The sequence below is a fragment of the Streptomyces sp. NPDC014734 genome (assembly GCF_043083325.1).
Lineage (GTDB): Bacteria > Actinomycetota > Actinomycetes > Streptomycetales > Streptomycetaceae > Streptomyces.
This window is the reverse complement of the sequence record NZ_JBIBYN010000002.1, coordinates 264669-287286: the sequence shown is the minus strand read 5'-3', so window position 1 is coordinate 287286 and position 22618 is coordinate 264669. Positions and strand designations below refer to the sequence as shown.

7 protein-coding genes are annotated in these 22618 nt (G+C 71.9%); 4 read left to right on the top strand and 3 right to left on the bottom strand.

The window, feature by feature from the left end; all coding sequences use genetic code 11:
- Positions 1 to 260 precede the first annotated feature (260 nt).
- Complete coding sequence (locus ACF1CT_RS05140; protein WP_391782376.1) at positions 261 to 7307, bottom strand: amino acid adenylation domain-containing protein; 7047 nt, start codon at positions 7305 to 7307, stop codon at positions 261 to 263.
- Positions 7297 to 15111 (bottom strand): amino acid adenylation domain-containing protein, encoded by a 7815-nt coding sequence (locus tag ACF1CT_RS05135; RefSeq protein ID WP_391782375.1) that lies wholly within the window; start codon positions 15109 to 15111, stop codon positions 7297 to 7299. The genes ACF1CT_RS05140 and ACF1CT_RS05135 overlap by 11 nt, the downstream gene beginning before the upstream one ends.
- Before the next feature lie 313 nt (positions 15112 to 15424).
- Here ACF1CT_RS05135 and ACF1CT_RS05130 point away from each other — a divergent pair, with 313 nt between their 5' ends.
- The 4 genes from ACF1CT_RS05130 (at position 15425) to sbnB (ending at position 20950) form a co-directional block, all read left to right on the top strand.
- Entirely contained in the window at positions 15425 to 17125 is a 1701-nt protein-coding gene (locus ACF1CT_RS05130) for an ABC transporter ATP-binding protein (RefSeq protein WP_391782374.1), read from the top strand.
- Positions 17122 to 18828, top strand: coding sequence for an ATP-binding cassette domain-containing protein (locus ACF1CT_RS05125; RefSeq protein ID WP_391782373.1), 1707 nt, complete (start codon positions 17122 to 17124; stop codon positions 18826 to 18828). Before ACF1CT_RS05130 ends, ACF1CT_RS05125 begins: the two co-directional genes overlap by 4 nt.
- Positions 18829 to 18835: 7 nt before the next feature.
- Entirely contained in the window at positions 18836 to 19807 is a 972-nt protein-coding gene (sbnA, locus tag ACF1CT_RS05120) for a 2,3-diaminopropionate biosynthesis protein SbnA (RefSeq protein ID WP_391782372.1), read from the top strand.
- Positions 19808 to 19948: 141 nt separating this feature from the next.
- Positions 19949 to 20950, top strand: a complete 1002-nt coding sequence (gene sbnB / locus ACF1CT_RS05115; RefSeq protein WP_391782371.1) for a 2,3-diaminopropionate biosynthesis protein SbnB — start codon at positions 19949 to 19951, stop codon at positions 20948 to 20950.
- Positions 20951 to 21461: 511 nt separating this feature from the next.
- Here the strand turns inward: sbnB and ACF1CT_RS05110 are convergent.
- Positions 21462 to 21746, bottom strand: a complete 285-nt coding sequence (locus ACF1CT_RS05110) for a LysR family transcriptional regulator (protein ID WP_391782370.1) — start codon at positions 21744 to 21746, stop codon at positions 21462 to 21464.
- Positions 21747 to 22618: the final 872 nt, after the last annotated feature.

The window sequence follows — 22618 nt, the reverse complement described above, 5'->3', positions numbered from 1 at the left end:
CGCCCATTCTCGCGTACCGGGCCGCACGGTCGTGCGGAGGGGCGCACATATGAGGCTGCGCGCCCCCGACCGGGGAACATGACTGAGACATATGCCAGGGCTCTCGGGGCGGATCTCGCCCGGCGGTCGTTCCTCCGTCGATTCTCGGACTCTCCGTCGACGAGCATCCGCCGTACCCGGTGGAGACGATCGGCTCCCGGTCCGACCCGGATGCCGCCGCGCCGTGGTGGTGGCGCGGCGGCATCCCGCGGGTCCGGCGCCTACCCGGTCGGGCCGGGTCCGCCCTTCAGGATCTCGATCAGCGGCAGGTCCTCGGCGAGACCCCGGACGATCTCCTCCAGCCGCCCGGCCCAGCGCTCGACGCGGGAGGCGCCGAAGATCTCGGAGTTGTACGTCACCGCGATCTCCATCCCGCCGTCGGGGACGCGGCCGAACACGAACTGCAGGTCGGCCTCCTTGGCCCGGCGCGGCAGCGCCAGTCGGCGGAACTCCACACGATGTCCGTCGGCGCCGAGGGGTTCCGGTGTCTCGGCCAGGTCCATGGCCACCATCACATCGAAGAGGGGACTGCGGTCCGGGCCCCGCTCCCAGCCCAGGTCCCGCATCGTCCACCCGTACGGGTACTCCTCGTGCTGGAAGGCCCGCAGCACGTCCTGCTGCGCGGTGCGCAGCACGGAGGAGACCGTCCTGTCGGGCAGCAGCCGTGTGCGCAGCGGAACGGTGTTGATGTAGAAGCCCGACTGGTTTTCGAGATCGAGACGGTTGCGGCCCCGGGTGTACGTGCCGACGGTGACGTCGTCGACGGCGGTCTCGGCCAGCAGCAGGAGGCTGACCGCCGTCTTGGCGACGACGAACTCCGTCACCCCGTGGCCGCCGGCCAGGCCCGCGAGGCGCGGGGCGAGTTCCGGCACCGGGCGGCGCAGCCGGCCCGCGGCGAAGGCGGTCCGGGCCGGGCGCGGTCCGTCCGTGGCGAGCGGTACGAAGGAACTGGCGCCGGCCAGCTCCTGGAGCCAGAAGTCGCGGTGTTCCCGCGCCCGTTCACCGGTCATACGGGTGTTGCGCCACTGGGCCACGTCCTTGTACTGGACCGTCGGCGGTTCGAGTTCCGCGTCGCGGCCCTCCACCTCGGCGTCGTACAGCCTCAGCCAGTCCTCGACCAGCACGTCCACCGTCCGCCCGTCCGACACGAGCTGATGCATGGACGTCACCATCAGCCAGCCGTCGTCCGTGCGCAGCAGGTCGACGCGCATCAGCGGTTCCTCGGTCACCGCGAAGGCCGTCCGAATCCGGTCCTCGGCGAAGGCGCGGGCGTCGGCGGCCGGCCGTCCCGAGAAGTCGTGGACCGCGAACGGCAGCGGCAGCGCTCCCGGCGCGTGGACGATCTGCGTCCACCGGTCGCCCTCCCGCGCGAACGTCGTCCGCAGCGTCTCGTGCCGCTCGACGAGCCGGGCGAAGCCGCGTTCCAGTGCCACCGGGTCGACGGTGCCGTGCAGTTCGTACAGGTCGTTGCGGTTGAACCCGTCGGGCCGGTCGTACGTGTCCTCCATGCCGAGCAGCAGGTCCTGCGTGTGCGCGACCGGGTAGGCGCCCCGGCCGCCCACGGCGACGATGGTGTCGTCCCCGTCGGCGCGGCCGTCCGCGTGCTCAAGGGCTGTGGCCAGCGCGGCGACGGTCGGCTGCGAGAACAGCACCTCCAGGTCCATGGGCACGCCGAGCTGACTGCGGATCCGGGACAGGACCTGTACGGCGCGCAGGGAGTTGCCGCCGATCTCGAAGAACCGGTCGTGGACCCCGATCTCTTCGGCGCCGAGCACCTCGCGCCAGATCGCGGCGAGGGCGCGCTCCGAGTCCGTGCGCGGCCCGGTGGCACCGGAGGCGTCCGGCCGGGGCGGAGCGATGCGGGCGAGGGACCTGCGGTCGATCTTGCCGTTGGACGTCAGCGGCATCGCGTCGATCTCGACGAAGTCGGCCGGGACCATGTGATGGGGCAGCTCGCCGTGCAGCACGGTACGGCACCCGGCGACCGTGGCGCCGGGCTCCAGCACGACGTACGCGCACAGCCGGTCCTCGGCTTCGGCGCGGATCACGACCGCGGCCGCCTTCACACCGGGGCAGGCGTCCACGCGGCGCTCGATCTCGCCGAGGTCGATCCGGAAGCCCCGTACCTTGACCTGGCTGTCGGTGCGGCCCAGGTACTCCAGGGTGCCGTCCGCCGTCCAGCGTCCGGCGTCGCCGGTGCGGTACATGCGTCGCTCCGGCCGGAAGGGGTCGCGGAGGAACACCCCGGCGGTCTGCTCGGGAGCGTTGAGGTACCCGCGGCCGACACCGATGCCCGAGACGTGGATCTCGCCCTTCATCCCCCGCGGGCACACCCGCAGGTGCTCGTCCAGCACGTAGATCAGGGTGTTGTGAATCGGTGTGCCCAGCGGCACGGTGTCCGTGGTCACGGGTTCGGCCATCACGTGGTGCGTGACGTCGTCGGACGCCTCGGTGGGGCCGTAGGCGTTGACGACCGGGATGTGCGGGCAGTGCGCCAGCCAGCGGTTGACCGAGCGGGGCAGTATCGCCTCGCCGGTCACCACCAGATGGGCGAGAGCGCGCGGATCGAAGCTGCGCCCGGCGCGCTCCCAGGCGTCGAGCATGGTGTCGAGGTACGAGGGGACGACTTCGAGGACGGTGACCCCGTCCGCTTCGAGACGTTCGCCGAAGCGCACCGGGTCGAGTTGCAGCGCGGTCTCGTAGATCACCGTCCGGCCGCCGACGTACAGAGCCGCGAACATCTGCCACACGGAGATGTCGAAGCTGTTCGACGCGTTCTGCGCCACCACGCTCCGCTCGGTCAACGAGAGGTCGTTGATCTTCGCGTGGAGGTGGTTGAGCATTCCGGGGTGCTCGACCATCACGCCCTTCGGCACGCCGGTCGAGCCCGAGGTGTAGATGACGTACGACAGCGCCGGGTCCTCGGTCGTGATGTCCAGGTCGCCGGCGTCGAGGTCCGCGCCGGTGGCGTCCGTCAGCTCGACCACGGTGCACCGGCCGCCGATGCGGGCGCGCAGCCCGGGCGTCATCCGTGCCGGGTCCACGGCGACGACGCGGACCCGTGACGACTCCAGCATCGACTGCACGTACGACGGCGGATAGCCCGGGTCGACCGGCAGGTAGGCGGCGCCGCACTTCCACAGCGCGAGGATCGCCTCGACCGTCAGGATCGAACGGTCCATGACGAGGGCCACGACCTCTTCGCTCCTCACCCCCAGTTCGTCCCGGAAGCAGCGGGCGAGCCGGTTGGCGCGGGCGTTGAGCTCGGCGTACGTCCGCTGTTCGCACCCGGCCAGGAGGCAGACCCGGTCCGGGCTCGTGCGGGCGAACCGTTCGACGGCCAGGTGGATCTTCGACGAGGCGTCGAAGTCGAAGTCGTGCGCGCCGAGGGCGAGGACGTCGTGCTGCTCGGCCTCCGTGAGGTGCGGGATCTGCCGCAGGGCCGTGTCCGGACGGTCCAGGACGGCGCCGAGCAGTCCGGTGAAGGACTCCCACAGCTGGTCGACCGTGTGCGCGTCGAACAGACGCGTGTCGAAGCGGATGGCGGCCCCGAGGGTGCCGTCCCGCTCGGCGAGCATGATGTTCAGCGGGAACACGCTGGTCTGCAGGGTGACGTCCACGGGGGTCACCCGCAGGTTCTCGTTCCCCATCGTGCGCAGGGCCTGCTCGTCGTCGCCGGCGAACTGCTCGAACTCGATCAGCACGTCGAACAGATGCGCGGAACTGGTGTGTCCGCGCCGCTGGAGCTCCTGGACGAGTTCCTCGTACGGGTAGTCGCTGTGCCGGGCGCCGGCCGTGAACCGGGAACGGACCTGGGCGAACAGCGCCCGGAAGCCGGCCTCGTCGTCGATCCGCACGCGCAGCGGCAGTGTGCGCACCAGCATGGCGACGAGCTGCTCGGCACCCGGCCTGCCGCGACCGCTCAGCGAGGTGCCGACCACCAGCTCGCCCCGGTCGGTGTGGCGGGCGAGCAGTACGGCGAAGGCGCTGACGACCGAGGCGAAGGCGGTGCCGCCCTCGGCCTGCGCGAACCGCTTCAGCCGTGACCACAGCGCGTCGGGAAGCGCGTAGTCGCGGTAGGCGCCGCTGAAGGCCTCGCCGCCGACACCGGAGCGGACCGGCAGATCGATCCCGGCGGGCACGTCCGCGAACTGCTCCAGCCAGTACGCGGACGCCGCCTCCCCGCGCTCGTCGGCCCGCTGCGCGCTCTCGACGTGGTGGTCGCGGTAGCCGAGTTCCACCGCGGGCAGTCCGGCCGGGACGCGCCGCGCGAAGGAGGCGTACAGCGCGGACAGGTCGCGGACCAGGAGCTCCAGGGACCAGCCGTCCGCCACGATGTGGTGGGTGCTGAGCGTCAGGACGTGCTCGTCGTCCGGGAAGGAGGCGAGCTGGGCACGGACCAGCGGACCGGCCGTCAGGTCGAACGGGGCGGCCGCGAAGGGACGCACGTGGGCCGTGATGCCGGTGTCGTCGGGCCGGGCGCCGGCAGGCTCCTCCAGGAGGAGGGGGACCGTGAAGCCCTCGGCGGCGGTCGTGGTCTGGGTGAGTTCACCGTCGACGAGGGCGAACACGGCGCGCAGGGCCTCGTGGCGTTCGGCGAGCGCGTCCAGGGCCTGCCGCAGGGCCTCCCGGTCCACCTGCCCGTCGAGCCGGAAACTGCGGGTGAGGTTGAAGGCGGCGGAACCGCCCTCGAACTGCGAGGCGACCCAGATGTTCAGCTGGGCGGGGGAGGCCGGGAACGGGGCCGACGCGACGGTGTCCGCCGCGGGCTCCGCCGCGGGGATGTGCAGCGCGTCCCGGACGTGGGCGGCGAGCAGTTGGGGGGTTTCGTGGTCGAAGATGGCGTATTCGTCGAGTTCGACGCCGAAGAGGGTGCTGAGGCGGGTGATGAGCTGCATCCCGCTGATGGAGTCGCCACCGAGGTCGAAGAAGGAGGCCTCGGTGTCGGGTGTTGCGCCGCCGAGGATGTCCCGCCACACCTCCAGCACGGCCTCCAGCGGATCGGCCGCCGTGGCCGGACCGGTCACGGCGGCCGGACCGGCCGCGGCGGAGCGCCCGCGGACCTTGCTGTCGTCCAGCCAGCAGCGGACGCGGTCGAACTGGTACGACGGCAGCTCGACGCGGCGGCCCGGACCGATTCCGGCGTCCCACCGCCACTGGGCGCCCGCCGCGTACAGACCGCACAGGAAGCCGGCCAACCCGGTTCCGTCGACGGCCACCACGTCGTGGCCCCCACCCGCGCGCCCGGCCAGCGTCCCGGAGATCGTGGACAGCGGGCCCGCCTCCACGAACAGGACCCGCCGCGGGCCGGCGAGCTTCTTCAGGAGCCGGTCCACGCGTGCGTCGAGGTCCGCGGGCACGTCCCGGCCCTCGGCCGTCGCGCGGCGCAGCGCCTCGTCGAGCCGGACGCGGCCGTTGGCGGCGTCCAGGGCGTGTTTGCCCGCGCCCTGGGCGACGACATGCTCGAAGTCGAGGCCGATGTGGCGCAGCAGACCCACGAAGGCGTACTGGAACGCGAACCCCTCGTCCCGCGCACCGGGTCCGGACGCGGTGTCCAGGGCCTCCCGGTACAGCGCGTCGAAGTGCGGGTGGCGGGCCCGGAGCCCGGCGGTGAGTTCCGGCGTGGCGTCGCAGGCGCCCGACACCAGCAGCACCGTCGTCACCGGCCCGGCGGGGGCGGGGGGCGTCGCCGCGGCGAGGGCGTCGGTGAGGTCGGCAAGGCCGCTCGTGGCAAGGGCGATGCGGTACGGGTGGTGGTCGCGTCCCGCCGTCAGGGTGCGCTCGATGTCGGCAGGACGCAGCTCCGGCCGCTCCTCGATCCACCGGCGCAGCGCGGCCGCGTTGGCCGCGAGGGCGGTGGGGCTCCTCGCCGAGAGCGGCACGAAGTACGTTCCGTCGGAGTCCGGCACTTCCCCGGCCGGGGAGCCGGGCGGGTCGGGAGCCTCCTCCAGGACCGCGTGCACATTGGTGCCCATCACGCCGAACGAGCTGACGCCCGCGCGGCGTACCCCGACGGCCGGTTCCCACGGGGTGAGCTCCCGGGTGACCGACACGGCCGAACCCGCGAAGTCGATCAGCGGGTTGAGCTCGGCGGCGTGCAGGCTGGGGAACAGCTGCCGGTTCCGCAGGGAGAGGACCGTCTTGATCAGGCCGACCAGGCCGGACGCGCTCCAGGTGTGGCCGAGGTTGGACTTCACGGTCGAGAGGGCGACGAAGTTCTTCCGGTCGGTCACCCGTCCGAAGGCCATGTCGAGCCCTTCGATCTCGATCGGGTCGCCCAGGCGGGTGCCCGTGCCGTGGGCCTCGACGAAGGAGATGGTCGCCGGGTCGATCCCCGCCTTGTGCCAGGCGAGTTCGATGGCCTCGGCCTGGGCGGTGCTGTCCGGGGCGGTCAGGGTGCTGGAGCGGGACGCGCCGCTGTTGGCGGCGGTGCCCTTGATGACGGCGTGCACCGTGTCGCCGTCGCGCAGTGCCGCGCCGAGCGGCTTGAGCAGGACGACGGCGACGGCCTCGCCCGAGCCGGTGCCGGAGGCGTCGGCGGAGAAGGCGCGGGCCTTGCCGTCGGCCGAGCGGATGCCGATGTCCAGGTCGCCGCTCCTGCGGTCGGCCAGCACGTTCACGCTGGCCCCGCACACCAGGGCCAGCTCGGCCTCGCCGAGCAGCAGATCGTTCACCGCGTGGTGCACGGCGAGCAGGGCGGACGAGCAGGCCGAGTCGATCATGGCGGCGGTGCCGCGCAGGCCGAGGAAGCGCGACAGCCGCCCCGCCATCGCGGACACGTGCGTGCCCATCACCATGGTCGGCTCGGGGTCGCGCGCCAGTTGGCCGTAATCGATCCTCGTGTCGCCGACGTACACCGCCCCGCGCACACCGTCGAGCGCCCCGGGCGCGTAACCGGCGTGCTCGACCGCCTGGTAGGCGACCTGGAGCAGCAGCCGGTGCTCGGGCGCCATGTTCTGCGCCTCGCCCTCGGAGATGCCGAAGAAGGCGTGGTCGAAGGTGTCCACGTCGTCGAGGAAGCCGCACAGCTGGTACTGCTCGTCGGGGGAGAGCGAGGTCCGCGCGATGCGGTCCCCGGTCAGTTCACGGACGCTGTCGCGGCCCTCGCGGAGGTTGCGCAGAAACGTCTGGAGGTCGTCCGCCTCGGGCAGCCGGGCCGCCATGCCGATCACGGCGATGTCCCGGCCGGCGTCGGCCGGGGGCCCGGTGGTCCCCGCCGCGGCTCCTTGAGCGCGGTCCGTGCCGTTCGCGTTGATCTCAGAACTCATGTTCGGTGACCTCGTCTTCCGGCTGGGTGGGGGCGGGCGCGACCAGCGCCGCTTGTGTGGCGATCGTGGGGTGGGTGAAGAGCTGGGCGACGCGGAGAGTGCCCGGGAAGCGCTCGTCGAGCAGTGCGTACAGGCGCAGCAGTTTCAGCGACGTGCCGCCGAGGGCGAAGAAGCTGTCCTCGACCCCCGGTACGGGACGGTCCAGGACGGTTTCCCAGATGTCACGGATGTGGTGCTCGCCGTCCGTGCGCGGGGCTGTCGACGTGTTCGGCCGCGGCTCCCGTGCGAAGCGCGGCGCCGGCAGGGCGGCACGGTCGGGCTTGCCGTTGGCGTTGGTGGGGATGCGGTCCAGGGCGATGTACTCACCGGGGACCATCGCCCCGGGCAGCAGGCCCGTCAGATGGGCGCGCAGTTCCTCGGCGAGGGTCCGCCCGTCCCGGTCCCGGTCCTCGGGCACCACGTAGGCGACCAGACGGGCCTCGTCGCCGCCCGTGTCCTTGTGGGCGACGACGAGGCCCGTGGAGACGGCCGGATGCCCGGTGAGGGCGTTCTCGACCTCCGCGGGCTGGATCCGCACCCCGCTGATCTTCACCTGGTGGTCGGTGCGACCGAGGATCTCCAGCAGGCCGTCGGGGCGCAGCCGCCCGATGTCACCGGTGCGGTACAGCAGGTCGTCCTCGTCCTCGCGCAGCGGGTTGGGGAAGAAGCTCGCGCGGGTGGACCGCGGGTCGTTCAGATAGCCGAAGGTACGGAACGGGGTGCGGATGACGATCTCGCCCGTCTCGCCGACACCGCACAGCACGCCGCCGTCGCGCATCACGACGCCCTGTGTCTGCGGCAGCGGGGTGCCGACCGGGAGGACCGGGGGCAGCGGGCCGTCCGGGACGCGGTGGAAGAACTTCGCCATGGTCGTCTCCGTCGGCCCGTACAGGTTCACCACCTCGGTGCCCGGGCAGCGGTCGCGGATGTTCTCCACCAGGGCCGCCTTCAGCGGCTCGCCCGCGCAGCAGGTCAGCCGGAGGCCGTCGAGGCGGACGTCGTCGGGGGCGTCCAGCAGCCAGGTCTGCAGGACGGTGGGGGCGGCGTGCAGGACGGTGATCCGCTCGCGGTCCAGCCAGCGGAAGATCGCCTTGCCGCCCAGCTCGTCCGCCTCCTCCGGCACCACGAGCGTGGCGCCCGAGACCAGCGCGAGGAACGTGTCGCGGAGCATCACGTCGAAGGAGACGCTGGTCAGCTGCGCACACCGGTCGTCCTGACCGAGGGCGAACTCGGCGGCCTGCCAGGTGAGGAAGTGGCTGAGCGAGCCGTGCCGGCCGAGCACCCCGCGCGGCAGGCCGGTGGTGCCGGAGGTGAAGAAGAGATACGCCGGGTCCGCCGCGGACACCACCGGCAGCGGCGCCGCGCCGTCGTCCTCCCCGCGGCGCGGGGACAGCCCGTCGGCGTCGACATCGACCGTTCCGGCACCGGGGCCGACGGGGGCCGCGCCCTCGTCGGCAGCGCCGGTGACCCTCACGAACAGGCGGGGCCCGCCGATCCCCAGGAGGTGGCGTCTGCGCCCCTCGGGGAGTGCGGGGTCCAGCGGGAACGCGGTGGCCCCGCTGCGCAGCACACCGAGCAGGCCGACGACGAAGCCGATCCCGCGCGGTCCGGTCACCCCGACCACGTCGCCGACGCCGCGGCCACGCGCCACCAGCCGGCGGGCGACGGCCTCGCTGCGGGCGACCAGTTCGCCGTACGTCAGGGTCCGGCCGCCCTGCCGGACGGCGACACGGTCGGCATGGCGTGCGGCGGCGCGGGCGACGAGCTCCGGCACCGGCGGCGGGTCCGGCCGCTCCAGCGGCGCCGCCAGTGCTGCCCGCTGGTGCCGGGCCGCCCCGGCCGTCAGGGCGTACGAGGCGATGGGCAGCCCGGGATCGGCCGCGACCAGTTCGAGCACCTCGGCCAGTTGGGCGGCCATCGTCCCGGCCCGTGCGGGCGAGAACAGGTCGGTCCGGTGGACCAGCTCGATCAGCATCCCGCCGTCCGGCTCGTCGCGGACGTAGAACGTGAGCGGGAACTTGGCCCGGGGGGCGAAGGCGTGGCGGTCGACCTCGGCCGTGACCCCGTCGAGGGTCAGGTCCTCGCCCAGGTCGCCGAGGTAGTTCAGCAGGACGTCGAAGACCGGCGTGCGGTCCACGTCGCGCACCGGGTTGAGGCGTTCGACGAGCAGTTCGAACGGTGCGGTCTGATGCTCGTACGCCTCCCGCACCCCCGTGCTGACCCGCTCCAGGAGACCGGTGAACAGGGGCGCGCCGGTCAGATCGGTGCGCAGCACCAGGGTGTTGAGGAAGAGCCCGGCCGTCCCCTCCAGGTCGCTGTCCGGCCGGCCCACGACCGGGAACCCGATCACCACGTCCTGCTGGTCGCCCAGGCGCGACAGAACCAGGTTGAGGGCGGCCATGGTGATCTCGAAGGAGGTCGTCGCGGTGCGTGCCCCCCACTCCCGCAGCCTGCGGCCGGTGGCGGCACCGACACGCGCCGTCGCGAGGCCCCCGGCGCTGTCCCGCGCGGCCGCGTCCGGCGTGTCGGTGGGCAGTGCCGGGGACGGCGCGTCGGCGAGACGGTCCGCCCAGTAGTCGAGGTCGCTCCGGATGGCCTCCCCGTGTGCGGGGTCGCGCACGGCGGCCGCGTAGTCGATGTACTGCGCCGCGGGGGCGGGCAGCGGGTCGCCGAGGCCCGACGCGTGCCCCGCGTACAAGCGGGAGAGCTCTTGCGTCATCAGACGCAGCGTCCAGCCGTCGCCCGCGATGTGGTGCACCACCACCAGCAGTTGCCACTCCTCGTCACCGAGCCGGAACAGCACGACCCGGAGCGGCGTGGAGTCCCCGAGGCGGAACGGCGCGGCGCCGGTCTCCCGCACCAGTCGCGCGGCCTCGTCGCGCGCCGCCTCGTCCGGGAGGGCGCCCAGGTCCCGCACCTCGAACGGGACGGGGAGGTCGTCACGCACCCGCTGGAAGACCTGGCCGCCCTCGCTGGTGAACGTCGTGCGCAGCGCCTCGTGCCGGGCCACCAGGCTCGTGACGGCCGCCTCCATCGCCCCGGCGTCGACCGCTCCGCCGAGGCGGATCAGGACAGGGATGTGGTAGGCGTCGCTGTCGGGGTCCAGCATGTGCAGGAACCACATGCGTTCCTGGGCGAACGACAGGACGTGCCGCTCGCCGCGCGGGACGCGCGCCGGTGCCGGCGTGGACGGTGCCGGTGCCGAGCCGGAGACCAGGGCGGCCTGGGCGGCGACCGATCGGTGGGTGAACAGCGAGGCGAGCCGCAGCTCGACGCCGAAGGCCCTGCCGATGCGGGTGGACAGCCGCAGCGCGCTGAGCGAGTTGCCGCCCAGGGCGAAGAAGTCGTCCTCGACACCCACGCGTTCCAGCGGCAGCAGCTCCTTCCAGATGGCGGTGAGCCGCTCCTCGGCGGTGGTGCGCGGGGCGACGTACCGGGCGACGGAGACCTGCGCCGTGTGGCTCAGCGCGAGCAGGGCACGGCGGTCGGCCTTGCCGTTGCGCGTGACCGGGACGGCGTCGGTGAAGACGAAGTACGTCGGCACCATGTACTCCGGCAGCCGCGAGGCGAGGGCGTTCCGCAGCTCCGCGGGGGCCGTCGGCGTGCCGGGCACCGCGTTCTCGACGTACGCGCACAGTACGTCGGCGCCGGCCGCGTCCTTCTGCACCATCACGACGGCGCGCCCGACGCCCGCCTGCCCGGCCAGCGCCTGCTCGATCTCGCCGAGTTCGATCCGGAAGCCCCGCAGTTTGACCTGGTGGTCGCAGCGGGCCAGGTAGAGGATCTCGCCGTTCTCCTGCCAGCGGGCCAGGTCCCCGGTCCAGTACATGCGCGCCCCGGGCCGGAACGGGTCGGTCCCGAACCTTTCGGCGGTCTTCTCCGGCCGGTTGAGATAGCCGCGGGCCACCTGGACACCGCTGACGTGCAGCCGGCCGGGGATGCCGACGGGGCAGGGCCGCCCCGTGTCGTCGAGGACGTACAGCCGCGTGTTGGCGGCGGGCCGGCCAATGGTGACCGGCCCCGGTGTGTCGGTGACCTCCAGCAGGGAGACGTCGACGGTGGCCTCGGTGGGGCCGTAGTAGTTGTGCAGCCGTGTGCCGGTGTCCGCGGTGGCGGCGAAGAACCGGGTGGCGAGGTCCCTGCTGAGCTCCTCACCGCTGCACACGACGTCGCGTACGCCGGTGAAGCCCCGCTCGACCGCGGACAGGTACTGGCCGAGCATCGAGGGCACGAAGTGCAGCAGCGTCACGCCGTGGCGTTCGACGGTGTCGCGGATCAGGGCGGGATCGGACTGGCCCCCGGGCGCGAGCATCACCTGGCGGGCGCCGGTCACGCCGGGCAGCAGCAACTCCCACACCGACACGTCGAAGACGTACGGCGTCTTCTGCAGCACGACGTCCCGGTCCGTCAGGCCCAGGTCCTCGATCGTCCAGCGGAGCCGGTTGACCAGGCCCCGGTGCTCGACGAGGACACCGTTGGGCACACCCGTCGAGCCGGACGTGTAGATGCAGTACGCGATGTCGTCGGGCCCGGCCAGCGGCGGCGGGTTGACGGCGCGCGCGGCGTTCGCCAGGAGGGCGGTGACGTCGATGACGGTGCGGCCGGGCGCGGCCATCGCCCCGGCGCGGGCCGTGTCGGCAAGGAGGACCGCGGCACCGGAGTCCTCCAGGACGGTGGCGACACGGTCGGCCGGGTCGGTGGTGGACAGCGGCAGATAGGCACCGCCCGCCTTGAGCACCCCCAGGACGGCGGCCGTCATGTCGACGCTCCGGTCCAGGTACAGGGCGACCAGGGTGCCGGTGGAGACCCCGTGGTCCTCGCGCAGCGCCCACGCGAGGGCGTTCGCCGCGGCGTTGAGCTCGCCGAAGGTCAGCGCGCGGTGCTCGTCGACGGTCGCGACGCGCTCCGGGGTGAGGGCCGCCCGCCGCTCGAAGAGCTGCTGGACCGGGGTGTCCGTCTGGTACGCGGTGTCCGTGGCGTTGAAACCGGTCAGCACCAGCGCACGCTCGGCCCCGGTCAGCAGTTCCAGCTCCTCCACGGGGACCCCGGGAGCGGCGGCGACGCTCGTGAGCAGAGTTCCGAAGTGGGTCAGCAGCCGTTCGATCCGTACCTCGTCGAACAGGTCCGTCGCGTACGCGGCGGAGATCCTCGGTCCGTCGTCCGTCTCCTCGAAGGAGAGCGTGAGATCCGTCCTGCTGTGCCGGACGGGGTGGTCGAGGCGCCGGATCCGCAGTCCGGCGGGCCCGGAGCCGGGTGTGCCCCATGCGGGATCCATCACCACCATGACGTCGAACAGGGGGCTGTGGCTTTCCGTGGTGACGGTCCCGGTGTCCCGGACGACGCGGTCGAAGGGGTACTCGCCGTGCCGGACGGCTTCGGCGAGGGAGTCCCGCACGGTACGCAGCAGCGCGCGGAACGTCGTGCCGGCGGCGACCTCCTCGCGCAGGGCGACCCTGTTGGCGTAGCAGCCGATCTGCTGGTGCAGAGCCTCCAGCGGACGGCCCGGCGTCACGGTGCCGAGCACGACGTCCCGCTGACCGGTGTAGCGGAGGAAGAGCACGCGCAGGGCCGCGCAGAGGCCCGCGTACAGGGTCGCCCCCTCCTCGCGGCACAGCGACGTGAGCCCCCGCAGGCCGTCGGCCGGGATTGTGCGGCGCAGGACGGCGCCCCGGTGGCTGCGGGTGGCGGGGCGCGGGCGGTCGGCGGGCAGGTCCAGGGGGTCGGGGGCCCCGGTGAGCTTCCGGCTCCAGTAGGCGCGCGACTCCTCGGCGGCGGGCCGGTCGAGCGTTCCCTGCTGCCAGTGCGCGTAGTCCTTGTGCTGGAGGCCCGGAGGGTCCTCCTCGGACCGCCGTCCGCCGACCCGGTCGCGGTAGCCGGTGATGACGTCGTCGATCAGTACGGCCAGCGACCTGCCGTCGACGGCGATGTGATGGGCGCTCACGACGAGAACGTGGTGGTCCGGGGCGTGCCGGACCAGCAGGAAGCGCACCGGGCGGCCCGCCGCGAGGTCGAAGTCCCGCTGGACGAAGGCGGTGACGGCGCTCCGTGCCGCGCCCTCGTCGTCGACGGCTTCGATCTCCCAGTCGACGGAGAAGTCCTCCCGTACCCGCTGCATGGGCACCCCGGCGACCTCGCCGTAGGCCGTGCGCAGCGACTCGTGGCGGGTCACGAGCCGCACGAGCGCGCCGTGCAGGGCCTCCCGGTCCAGAGCGCCGCGCAGCTCGTACACGGCGGGCACGGTGTACGCCGCGTGAGGGGCGCCGGCCTGTGCCAGGAGCCACATCGACCGCTGGCCGGAGGACAGCGGGTGCCACGGCGCGGGCCCCGCGGGAGCGATCTCCGCCGGTACCTCGTGCGCGCCCGGCGGCCCGGAGCCGCGGAGACGGGAGATGAGTTCGGCGACGGTCTCGTTGCGCAGCAGGGCGTCCACGTCCAGCTCGCGCCGCAGCCGCTCGCGGGTCAGCAAAACGACGCGGACAGCCCGGAGACTGTCGCCGCCCAGGTCGAGGAACCTGTCGTCCGGGCCCACCCGCCCCCGGCCGAGGACCTCTTGGAGAACGGCGCACAGCCCGCGACCCACCAGGTCGATGCCGCCGTCCTCCAGCCGGATCGCCAGGTCCCCGGTGCGGTACATCCGCACGCCGCCGCCCCTCGGGTCCCGGACGAAGCGTTCACGGGTCAGCTCGTCCCGGTGAAGGTAGCCGCGGGCCAGTCCCTCGCCCGCGATGAGCAGTTCACCGGTGGCGCCGACCGGGACGGGCACGTTGTCCCCGTCGACGACAAGCAGCGTGGTGCCGGCGATCGGCCCGCCCACCGTCACGGGCGCCCCGCGGTCCACGAGGCAGGCCGTCGCGCAGACCGACGCCTCGGTGGGGCCGTACAGGCTGAACAGGTCGCAGCCGGTGGTGGCGTGGTGGAACGCCGTGCGCAGCCCCGGCTGGAGCGGCTCGCCCGCGACGAGGCAGCGCACCACACCCGGCAACGGATCGGCGGTGCCCATGCCGGCCAGGTACGCGGCCAGCTCCGGCGGCGTGAACTGGATCAGGGTGACGCCGTGCCGCGTGACGGCGTCGTGGATCGCGGGCGGCGACGTCTCCGCGCCCGCCTCCAGCAGGACGAGGCGGGCCCCGTTGACCAGCGGCAGGAACAGCTCCATGAGGGAGCTGCCGGAGGTGTGGGCCGTCTTCTGCAGCACCCGGTCGTCGGGGGTGATCCCGAAGTACTCCGTGCCCCACCGCAGCAGGTTGCGCACACCGCGGTGCTCGATGAGCACGCCCTCGGGCCCGTCCGTGGAACCCGGGGTGTACAGGCAGTAGACGAGGTCATCGGCAGTGCCGACGACCGGCAGCTCGTCGGCCCGCTCCGGCCAGGAGGGCTTCTCCCGCAGGTCGAGGACGCGGACCAGTCCGGTGAGGCCCGGGTCCGTGTCGACACCGGCCAGCAGCAGGCGAGCCCCGCAGTCCTCCAGGACGAACCGGTGCCGCGCGGCGGGATGCCCCGGGTCCAGGGGCAGGCAGGCGCCGCCCGCCTCGATGACGGCGAGGATGCCGACGACCAGGTCCGGGGAGCGTGCGAACAGCAGCGGCACCAGCGTGTCCCGCCCGACCCCGTGCTCGTCACGCAGCAGCCGGGCCAGCGACCGCGCACGGGTGATCAGTTGCTCGTACGTCAGCCGCTCGTCGCCGCACTCCACGGCCACCTCGTCCGGCCGGATCGCCGCCTGCTCCGCGATCAGCTGCTGTATCAATCGACTGGAATCGATCAAGGTCGCCCCTCTGTCCGCATCTGCCGTGCGCCCGAATGCGCGTCACCCGTACCCGGTGGAGGCCCCCCGGCCGCCGCCGTGGCCGCCAGGACAGCAAAACCCTGCTGACGCTTTCAAATGAGATCGGTCATCTCGATCAAATGATTCATGGGTACCCGGGGGGTGTTGCACTTCGATCGGCATCCCCGATGTCATTTGAAACCGTCGATCGACTTTTGTTCTTCTTCCTCCAGCCACCTGGCACAAGTCCGCATCCCCGCACCGCGGTAGGGAGAGAAGCGATGACGTCGCAGCACGCCGGAGCGTCGACCGGATGACCCGTGGACAGAACACAGCAACCCGCCTGCTGCGCCAGGAGACCGGACCCGTCCGGTCCGTCGTGGCCGCCGCCCTGGGAGTGCTGGTCGTGAGCGTTCTCGCCACGCTGGCGGGCCCACTTCTCGTCCAGCACTTCGTCGACCGCGCCACCGAGGGCAGCACCCGATCGGAGCTCGTGACGGTCGCGCTCGTCTACCTGGCCGTCGCGCTGGCCGGAGGCGCGGCCCGCATCGGGGCCGGATACCTCGCCGTGCGCAGCGCCTGGCAGATCGCGGACGGCCTGCGCATCCGGCTGCTGCGCCGGACCGCCGTCGAACGCCCGGTGCTCGACGTGGAGAGCCGCCCCGTGGGCGAGGTGCTGGAGAAGGTGGAGGGCAACTGCGACATCGTCGGCAAGTCCATCGCCGAGTCCGGCTTCCAGCTGATCGGCAACGTCGCGGTCGTCGTCGGCACGCTCGCCGTCATGGTCGTCGCGGTCCCCGCCGCGGGGGCCGGCATCGCGGTGCTCATCGTCGCCGTGTGCCTGCTGCTCACCCGGCTCGCCCGCCGGGCCGTCACCCGCTGGGAACTGGCCCGCGAGCAGCAGGCCGCGCTCTTCGGATTCGTCGGCGACTCCCTGGCCGCGCGGGAGGACCTGCTGCCGCTGGGCAAGTCCCGCTGGGCCACCGGCACCATCCAGGACAAGCTGACCCGGCTGCTGCGCACCGAGGCCCGCGCCTACATCAGCGGTCGCGCGTTCTGGCCGCTGACCCAGCTGTTCTTCGCCGTCGCCTTCGGTCTCGGCTTCGGCTTCGGCCTCCGGGGCCTGGGCCAGGGCTCCCTGTCCATCGGCACGCTGACGATGATCTACCTCTACGTGGACCTGTTGCAGCGGCCCGTGGAGGAGATGTCCTCCCAGTGGGGCGAGCTGCAGAAGACCATGGCCGTCCTCGGCATCGCCGCCCGCACCCTGGAGGAGCCTCCCGCCGATGGGGGCGCGGACAGGCTTCCGCCCGGTTCCCTCCCCGACGGACCGCTCGACGTGGCCTTCGAGCACGTCAGCTTCGGCTACGGCGACGTCCCGGTGGTCCGCGACGTGTCCTTCACCGTCGGGGCCGGGCGGAGCCTCGGCATCGTCGGCCGGACCGGAACCGGCAAGAGCACCCTGATCAACCTGCTGTGCGGGCTCGCGTCCCCGGACGAGGGCCGTGTACGGATCGGCGGGGTCGACGTCGACCGTATCGACCCGGCGGAGTTCGCCACGCGGCTCACCGTGCTCAGCCAGCGCGCGCACGTCTTCGCCGCCACCGTACGCGACAACGTCACCCTCTACGACGACGCGGTCCCCGACGACCGGATCTGGCGAGTCCTGGAACAACTCGGAGCGGACGGCCGGATCCGCGCGCTGCCCGACGGGCTCGACACCTTCGTCGGCGCCGCGGGAAGCGCCCTGTCCGAGGGGGAGATGCAGATCATCGCCTGCGCCCGCGCCCTGATCCGCCCGGTCGGCCTGCTCGTCGTCGACGAGGGAGTCTCCAAGCTCGATCCGGAGGCCGAGCGGACCTGGTCGGCTCTCCTCGACACCGTGATGAAGGAGCGCACGGTCGTCATGGTCGAGCACCGTCAAGCCGCCCTGAACGGCGTCGACCGCATCGCCACCATGGCCGACGGCCGCATCACGTACGTCGACCGCCCCCGCGAAGGAGCCGCCAGGTGACGCCGCAGACCGACCCCAACCCGCCCAGGGGAAAGGAACTCCCCCTCGGATCACAGCCGTTCGGCCGGTTCCTGATGCACGCGGCGCGTCGCGTGAGGGGCCTCTACCTCGCCGCCGTCGCGAGCTGGACCGTCATCTACGCCCTCCCGCTCGTCATCGGCCTGGCCATCTCCCGGCTCATCGACCGGGCGGGTGACGGCCTCGTCGACTCCGCGACCTGGTGGCTGCTCGCACTCGCCATCGGGCTGATGGCGCTGAGGGCCGTCGTCCTCTGGGGCGGACTGCAGCTGACCTTCGTCCTGATCTTCAAGACCAGCGCCTGGCTCAAGGTACGGGTCCTGCGCGGGCTCCTCAGCCGCCCCGCAGCGCGCGACAGGGCGGTGAGCAACGGCGAGACGATCAACCGGCTGCGCGACGACACGGAGGAGATCGGCGGGCTGCTGGAGTGGACCACCGACCTCATCTACCGGTCGGTGCTGCTCGTCATCGCGGTCGCCGTGCTCGCCGGCACCGACCTGATCATGACCATTCCGCTGCTCCTGCTGCTCGGCGGACTGTTCGCCTCGATCTTCCTGAAGAACCGGGTGGCGACCCTGCAGACGCAGATCCGCGTGGAGCAGGGCCGCATCGGCGGCGCGATCACGGACACCCTGACCGGCATCCGGGACCTGCGCCTGTCCGGCGCCATCACGGGCCGGATGACCCGGCTGGAGCGGGAGTTCGCCGGGCGACGCCGTCTCCAGCAGCGCCACCAGGTCTTCGCCGACCTGCTCTCCGACCTGTTCCGCAACCTGGTCATGATCGGCACCGCCGTGGTCCTGCTGACCGCGAGCGTACGGATCGCCGCGGGCGACTTCACCGTCGGCAAACTCGTGCTCTTCATGACGTATTCGAGCTGGCTGGGCCAGCAGATGTCGTTCTTCGGCAAGATCCTCGCCCGCTACCAGAGCGGCAAGGTGTCCTACCGGCGCCTGGCCGACACGAGCAGTGGCGTGGAATCCGCCACGGCGGGCCGGGCCGTCGCGGATCCGCTGCGCGAGCTGACGGTGACCGGCCTCACCCGTACGGCCCCGGACGGCGGCCCCGCCCCCGCACCGGTCGGCTTCACCGTCCGCCCCGGCGAACTCCTGGCGATCGTGGGCGAGATCGGTGTCGGCAAGAGCACCGTCGTACGCGCGCTGCTCGCGCTGCAGCCCGACGCGGCGGGAGAGGTCCACTGGAACGGCACTGCGGTCACCGGCGACCGGGAACGGCTCGGCGCACCGCACATCGGTTACGCCCGCCAGTCGCCCCGCTTCGTCGTCGGCACCGTCCGCGACAACCTGCGGCTCGGCGACGACTCCATCACCGAGGAGCGCATGAACCGGGCGCTGACCGCGGTCCACCTGAGCCCCGGCACCCCCGAACTGCCCGAAGGCCTGGACACGTTCCTCGACTCGGGCGAGGCGAGCCGGCTCTCCGGCGGCCAGCGGCAGCGTCTCGCCCTGGCCCGCATGTTGTGCCGTCCGGCCGAGGTCTACGTCGTCGATGACTGCGACTCGTCACTGGACGGCCCCACAGCACGCGACATCTGGCGGACCGTGCCCGGCGACTGGCCCGGCGCCTGGGTGGTGGTCTCGCACAATCCGGACCTGGCCGCCCTCGCCGACACCGTCGTGCGCGTCACCCGCCGCACCGAACCGTCCCTCGTCACCGCGGAGTGAGCAGCCAGTGCCCATCATCAGGTCACCGCATGAACTGGTTGATCCGGACCTGTACGTCGACCTCGAACCCCTGATGGGGCGCACGCTCTACGTCAAGTGCGAAGGCCTCAACTTCGGCGGCTCCATCAAGATGAAGGCGGCGGCCGCCATGATCGCCGACGCCGAGCGGGACGGCCTCATCCGCGAGCACTCCATCCTTATCGAGTCCTCGTCCGGCAACCTGGGCGTCGCTCTCGGCATCATCGCCGCGGCGAAGGGGATCCCGTTCACCTGCGTGACCGACCGCCGGTGCAACGAACTCACGGCGTCCGTCATGCGTGCCCTGGGCACCCGGCTGCTGGTGGTCGACGAACCGGACCCCGAGGGCGGGTATCTCAAGGCCCGGCTCGACCTGGTCCGCCGCCACTGCGCCGAGGACGACCGCCACGTCTGGCTGAACCAGTACAACAACAAGGCGAACTGGACGGCCCACTACAAGGACACCGCGCAGGGCATCCTCAAGCACTTCCCCGACCTCGATGTCCTCTTCGTCGGCGTCGGTACCGCGGGTACCGCGATGGGCTGCGTGCGCTACTTCCGCGACATCGGCGCCGCCGTCCGCGTCGTCGCCATCGACGCGGTCGGCTCCGTCAGTTTCGGCTCACCTGCCGCAAACCGCCTGATACCGGGGCTCGGCGCGGGCGTCGTACCACCGTTGCTCGACCCGGACGCCTTCGACGACGTGGTGCTCGTCCCCGAGGAGGCGGCGCTGCGGATGTGCCGCGCGCTCTCGGCACGGGGCCTGCTGTTCGGCGGTTCCACCGGGACCGTCGTCGACGGGGCCCGCACCTGGCTCGAACGCAACGACCCCCGGCGGACCCTGTGCGCGGTGTGCATCTCCCCGGACATGGGCGACCGTTACCTCGACACTGTCTACAACGACGCCTGGGTCCTGCGGAACTTCGGGCCGCAGGCGCTCGTCCCACTGCCCGACAGATGACAACGCCCCCGTCCGGCCCGACAGTTGACATCAGCCCCGGCCGATGGGTGGCAGGACTCCCGGCCCGAAGGCCGCGGCCGCTGCCGCTTCCCGTGCGAACGGCGGCGATCCCCAGCACGACCGCAGAGAGGGAACACCTTCATGTTCGAGTTCGACCTGGTCTCCGGACCGGTGGTCCGCGAGGTCCTGACCGGCAACCGCCACGCGGTGCTGGACCTCGTGAAGCAGACCTACCTGGACCACGAGGCCGGCGAGTCGGTCAACCCCGACAGCTATTTCCTGCGCTTTCCCGAGAAGCCCGACGCGCGCATCATCGCCCTGCCGTCCTTCCTCGGTGCGGACGTGCAGCTCGCCGGCATCAAGTGGATCTCCAGCTTCCCGTCCAATACGACGAAGTCCATCCCCCGTGCGTCGGCCCTGCTGATCCTCAACGACTACGAGACCGGCTACCCGATCGCCTGTCTGGAGGCGGCTCAGATCAGCGCTGCCCGCACCGCCGCCTCGGCGGCCGTCGCGGCTGCCGCGCTGCGGCCGGGCGACCACCGCGGCACCCGCGTCGCCGTGATCGGCGCGGGCATCATCGCCCGCAACGTGTGCGAATACCTCAAGGCCGCCGGCTGCGCGCCCGACGCGTACGTGGTGCACGACCTGCACGCCGAATCCGGGCAGGCGCTCGTCGACCACCTGAACGACGGGCTCGGGGAACACGCCGACTTCACCGAGGACCTCGGCACCGCGCTGGATGCCGACACCGTCGTCTTCACCACCACCGCCGGCACGCCCTATGTGCACACGCCGTTCAAGCCCGGCCAACTCGTGCTGAACCTGTCGTTGCGTGACCTCGCCCCCGAGGTGATCCTCGGGGCGTCGAACGTCTTCGACGACGTCGACCACTGCATGAAGGCCCACACCTCTCCGCACCTCGCCGAGCAGGCCACCGGCGGGCGGGAGTTCGTCACGGGCACGCTGGCCGGGGTGCTGGGCGGCGACGTGTCCGTGCCGGACGACCGGCCGGTGGTCTTCTCGCCATTCGGCCTCGGCATCCTCGACCTCGCGCTCGGGGCCTTCGTGCACCAGCGGGCCCGCGCCGCGGGGAAGACCCTGGCGGTTCCGGACTTCTTCGCGGAGACGCAGCGCTGGTGAGCCACGGACCCCGCGACGCCGCGGGGTCCACGCACAGCGGAAATGGCGGAAAAACACTGCCCGGTTTGAATGACGCCATTCGGCCGACAGTTATGCGGGGCCACCACGGGAAAGGCCACGTTCGTCCGGAGCGCGAATTTCGGACACCCCGGGGCGGCGGCGCTGCTGCCGAAATGCTCAGTCGCTGTTCGAGGAACGAACTGGGGCCGGAAAGCATCCGGGACCGGAATGCGTACGGAATGCGTACGGAATGCGTATGCGAATGTACGGAACTGTGCTGCCTCGGCGCCGGGCGGGACGGCGCCGTGAGCGGGCTGCGGCCGATGGGGGACCCCGTGCTCCCGGCCCTCCGCGGCGCATTCCCGGCCGCTTCCTCGTTCCTCCGCCCCCTCGCTTCTCCGATTCCTCGCCTCTCCGTTCCCTCGTACCGGGGCGGCGACGGCCGTGGGTACGGTGGTCCCGGAATCCGGCCCGTTCCCGCGGTCGACGGGGCGGCCGACGTACGGCCGTGCTACCGGATGTGTGTCCGCCGGAGGGCGACGAGGCGGACGTCACGGTCGGTGCACTCGATCGCGTCCAGGATGAGAGTGGCGCGCTCCTGCAGCAGGACGCCTGCGGCGGTGAGCTGGATGGGGCAGCGCCCCCTGCGGTGGAAGAGCAGCACGCCGAGCCGTCTCTCCAGACTCTTGATCTGTGCGGTCACCGTGGACTGCGCGCAGTGCAGGTTCCGGGCGGCTTGGGTGAAGCTCAATGCCCGGGCCACTTCCTGGAACGCACGTAAGTGATGGAATTCCATGGGCTGTCCTCACTTATCAGTTTGGCTGGATCAGTGGAGACGCGTGACACGGGCGAGGATTCGCCCGCCCGGACCCCGGTCGTCCACACCTGCCGCCCGAGGGAGTGGTCCCGAATGTCATGGACCTCCTGCACGTACGGGATGGCCGACGTGCAACTGCCCACCAGCCGCAGGAGACGGCCGGGCGGAGTGTCAGGGACGAGGCGCGTGGGCGTCTTCTCCCTTCACCGGCACTTCACCGGGAGGGGTCCCTTCCAGTCGTACGTGATGTGCGGGCCGCACCTGCCGACCGTGCGAAGCCGGCGATGCTGTCGCGCCGCGCCGCGGCGTGCGAACGCGGATCGCGAGGCGGCCGTAGGTCGGGCGCCTGTCTTCGGAAGTGGGTGTGAAGGGAGCGGGCGGCTCTCGCGCCGCGGCGCCGGTCTTCCACCGGGTCCGAACCCGGCATCAGCGACGGGCCCGCAGCTGCATGGACGCCTCGGGCCGACGGACAACGCATCGGTGATTTGCCACAGAAAACCCCCGCGCAGACAGTGCGCAAAGTGCAAGAAAGATATCTGCTCTCCGATCGCTTTACAGAAAAATATACATGCAAACATCAGTCGTGCAATGGTGAATCCGCTCGGAAACGGCCGTCGGTCCGCATCCCCCGAGATCCGTCATTCCCCATGGTCGGCCCGAAGATGCCGGGGTGGCCCAAAATATCTCGACTCGAACGATGGCGGACGGTCCGTGGCGGTCGGCGGATACACCCGCGGGCGCGGCTTTCGGTGACCGCGAAGTGCCGAATTCGCTGATCACCACAACGGAAGGCCGTGCTTGCTGCGCCGGTGGCACCCGTGCGCGCCGGACCACCGATCGCAGCCTGAACT

Coding starts and splice junctions, on each gene's coding strand:
- ACF1CT_RS05140 (WP_391782376.1), bottom strand. CDS start 7,307: ATGAGTTCTGAGATCAACGCGAACGGCACGGACCGCGCTCAAGGAGCC.
- ACF1CT_RS05130 (WP_391782374.1), top strand. CDS start 15,425: ATGACCCGTGGACAGAACACAGCAACCCGCCTGCTGCGCCAGGAGACC.
- sbnB (WP_391782371.1), top strand. CDS start 19,949: ATGTTCGAGTTCGACCTGGTCTCCGGACCGGTGGTCCGCGAGGTCCTG.
- ACF1CT_RS05110 (WP_391782370.1), bottom strand. CDS start 21,746: ATGGAATTCCATCACTTACGTGCGTTCCAGGAAGTGGCCCGGGCATTG.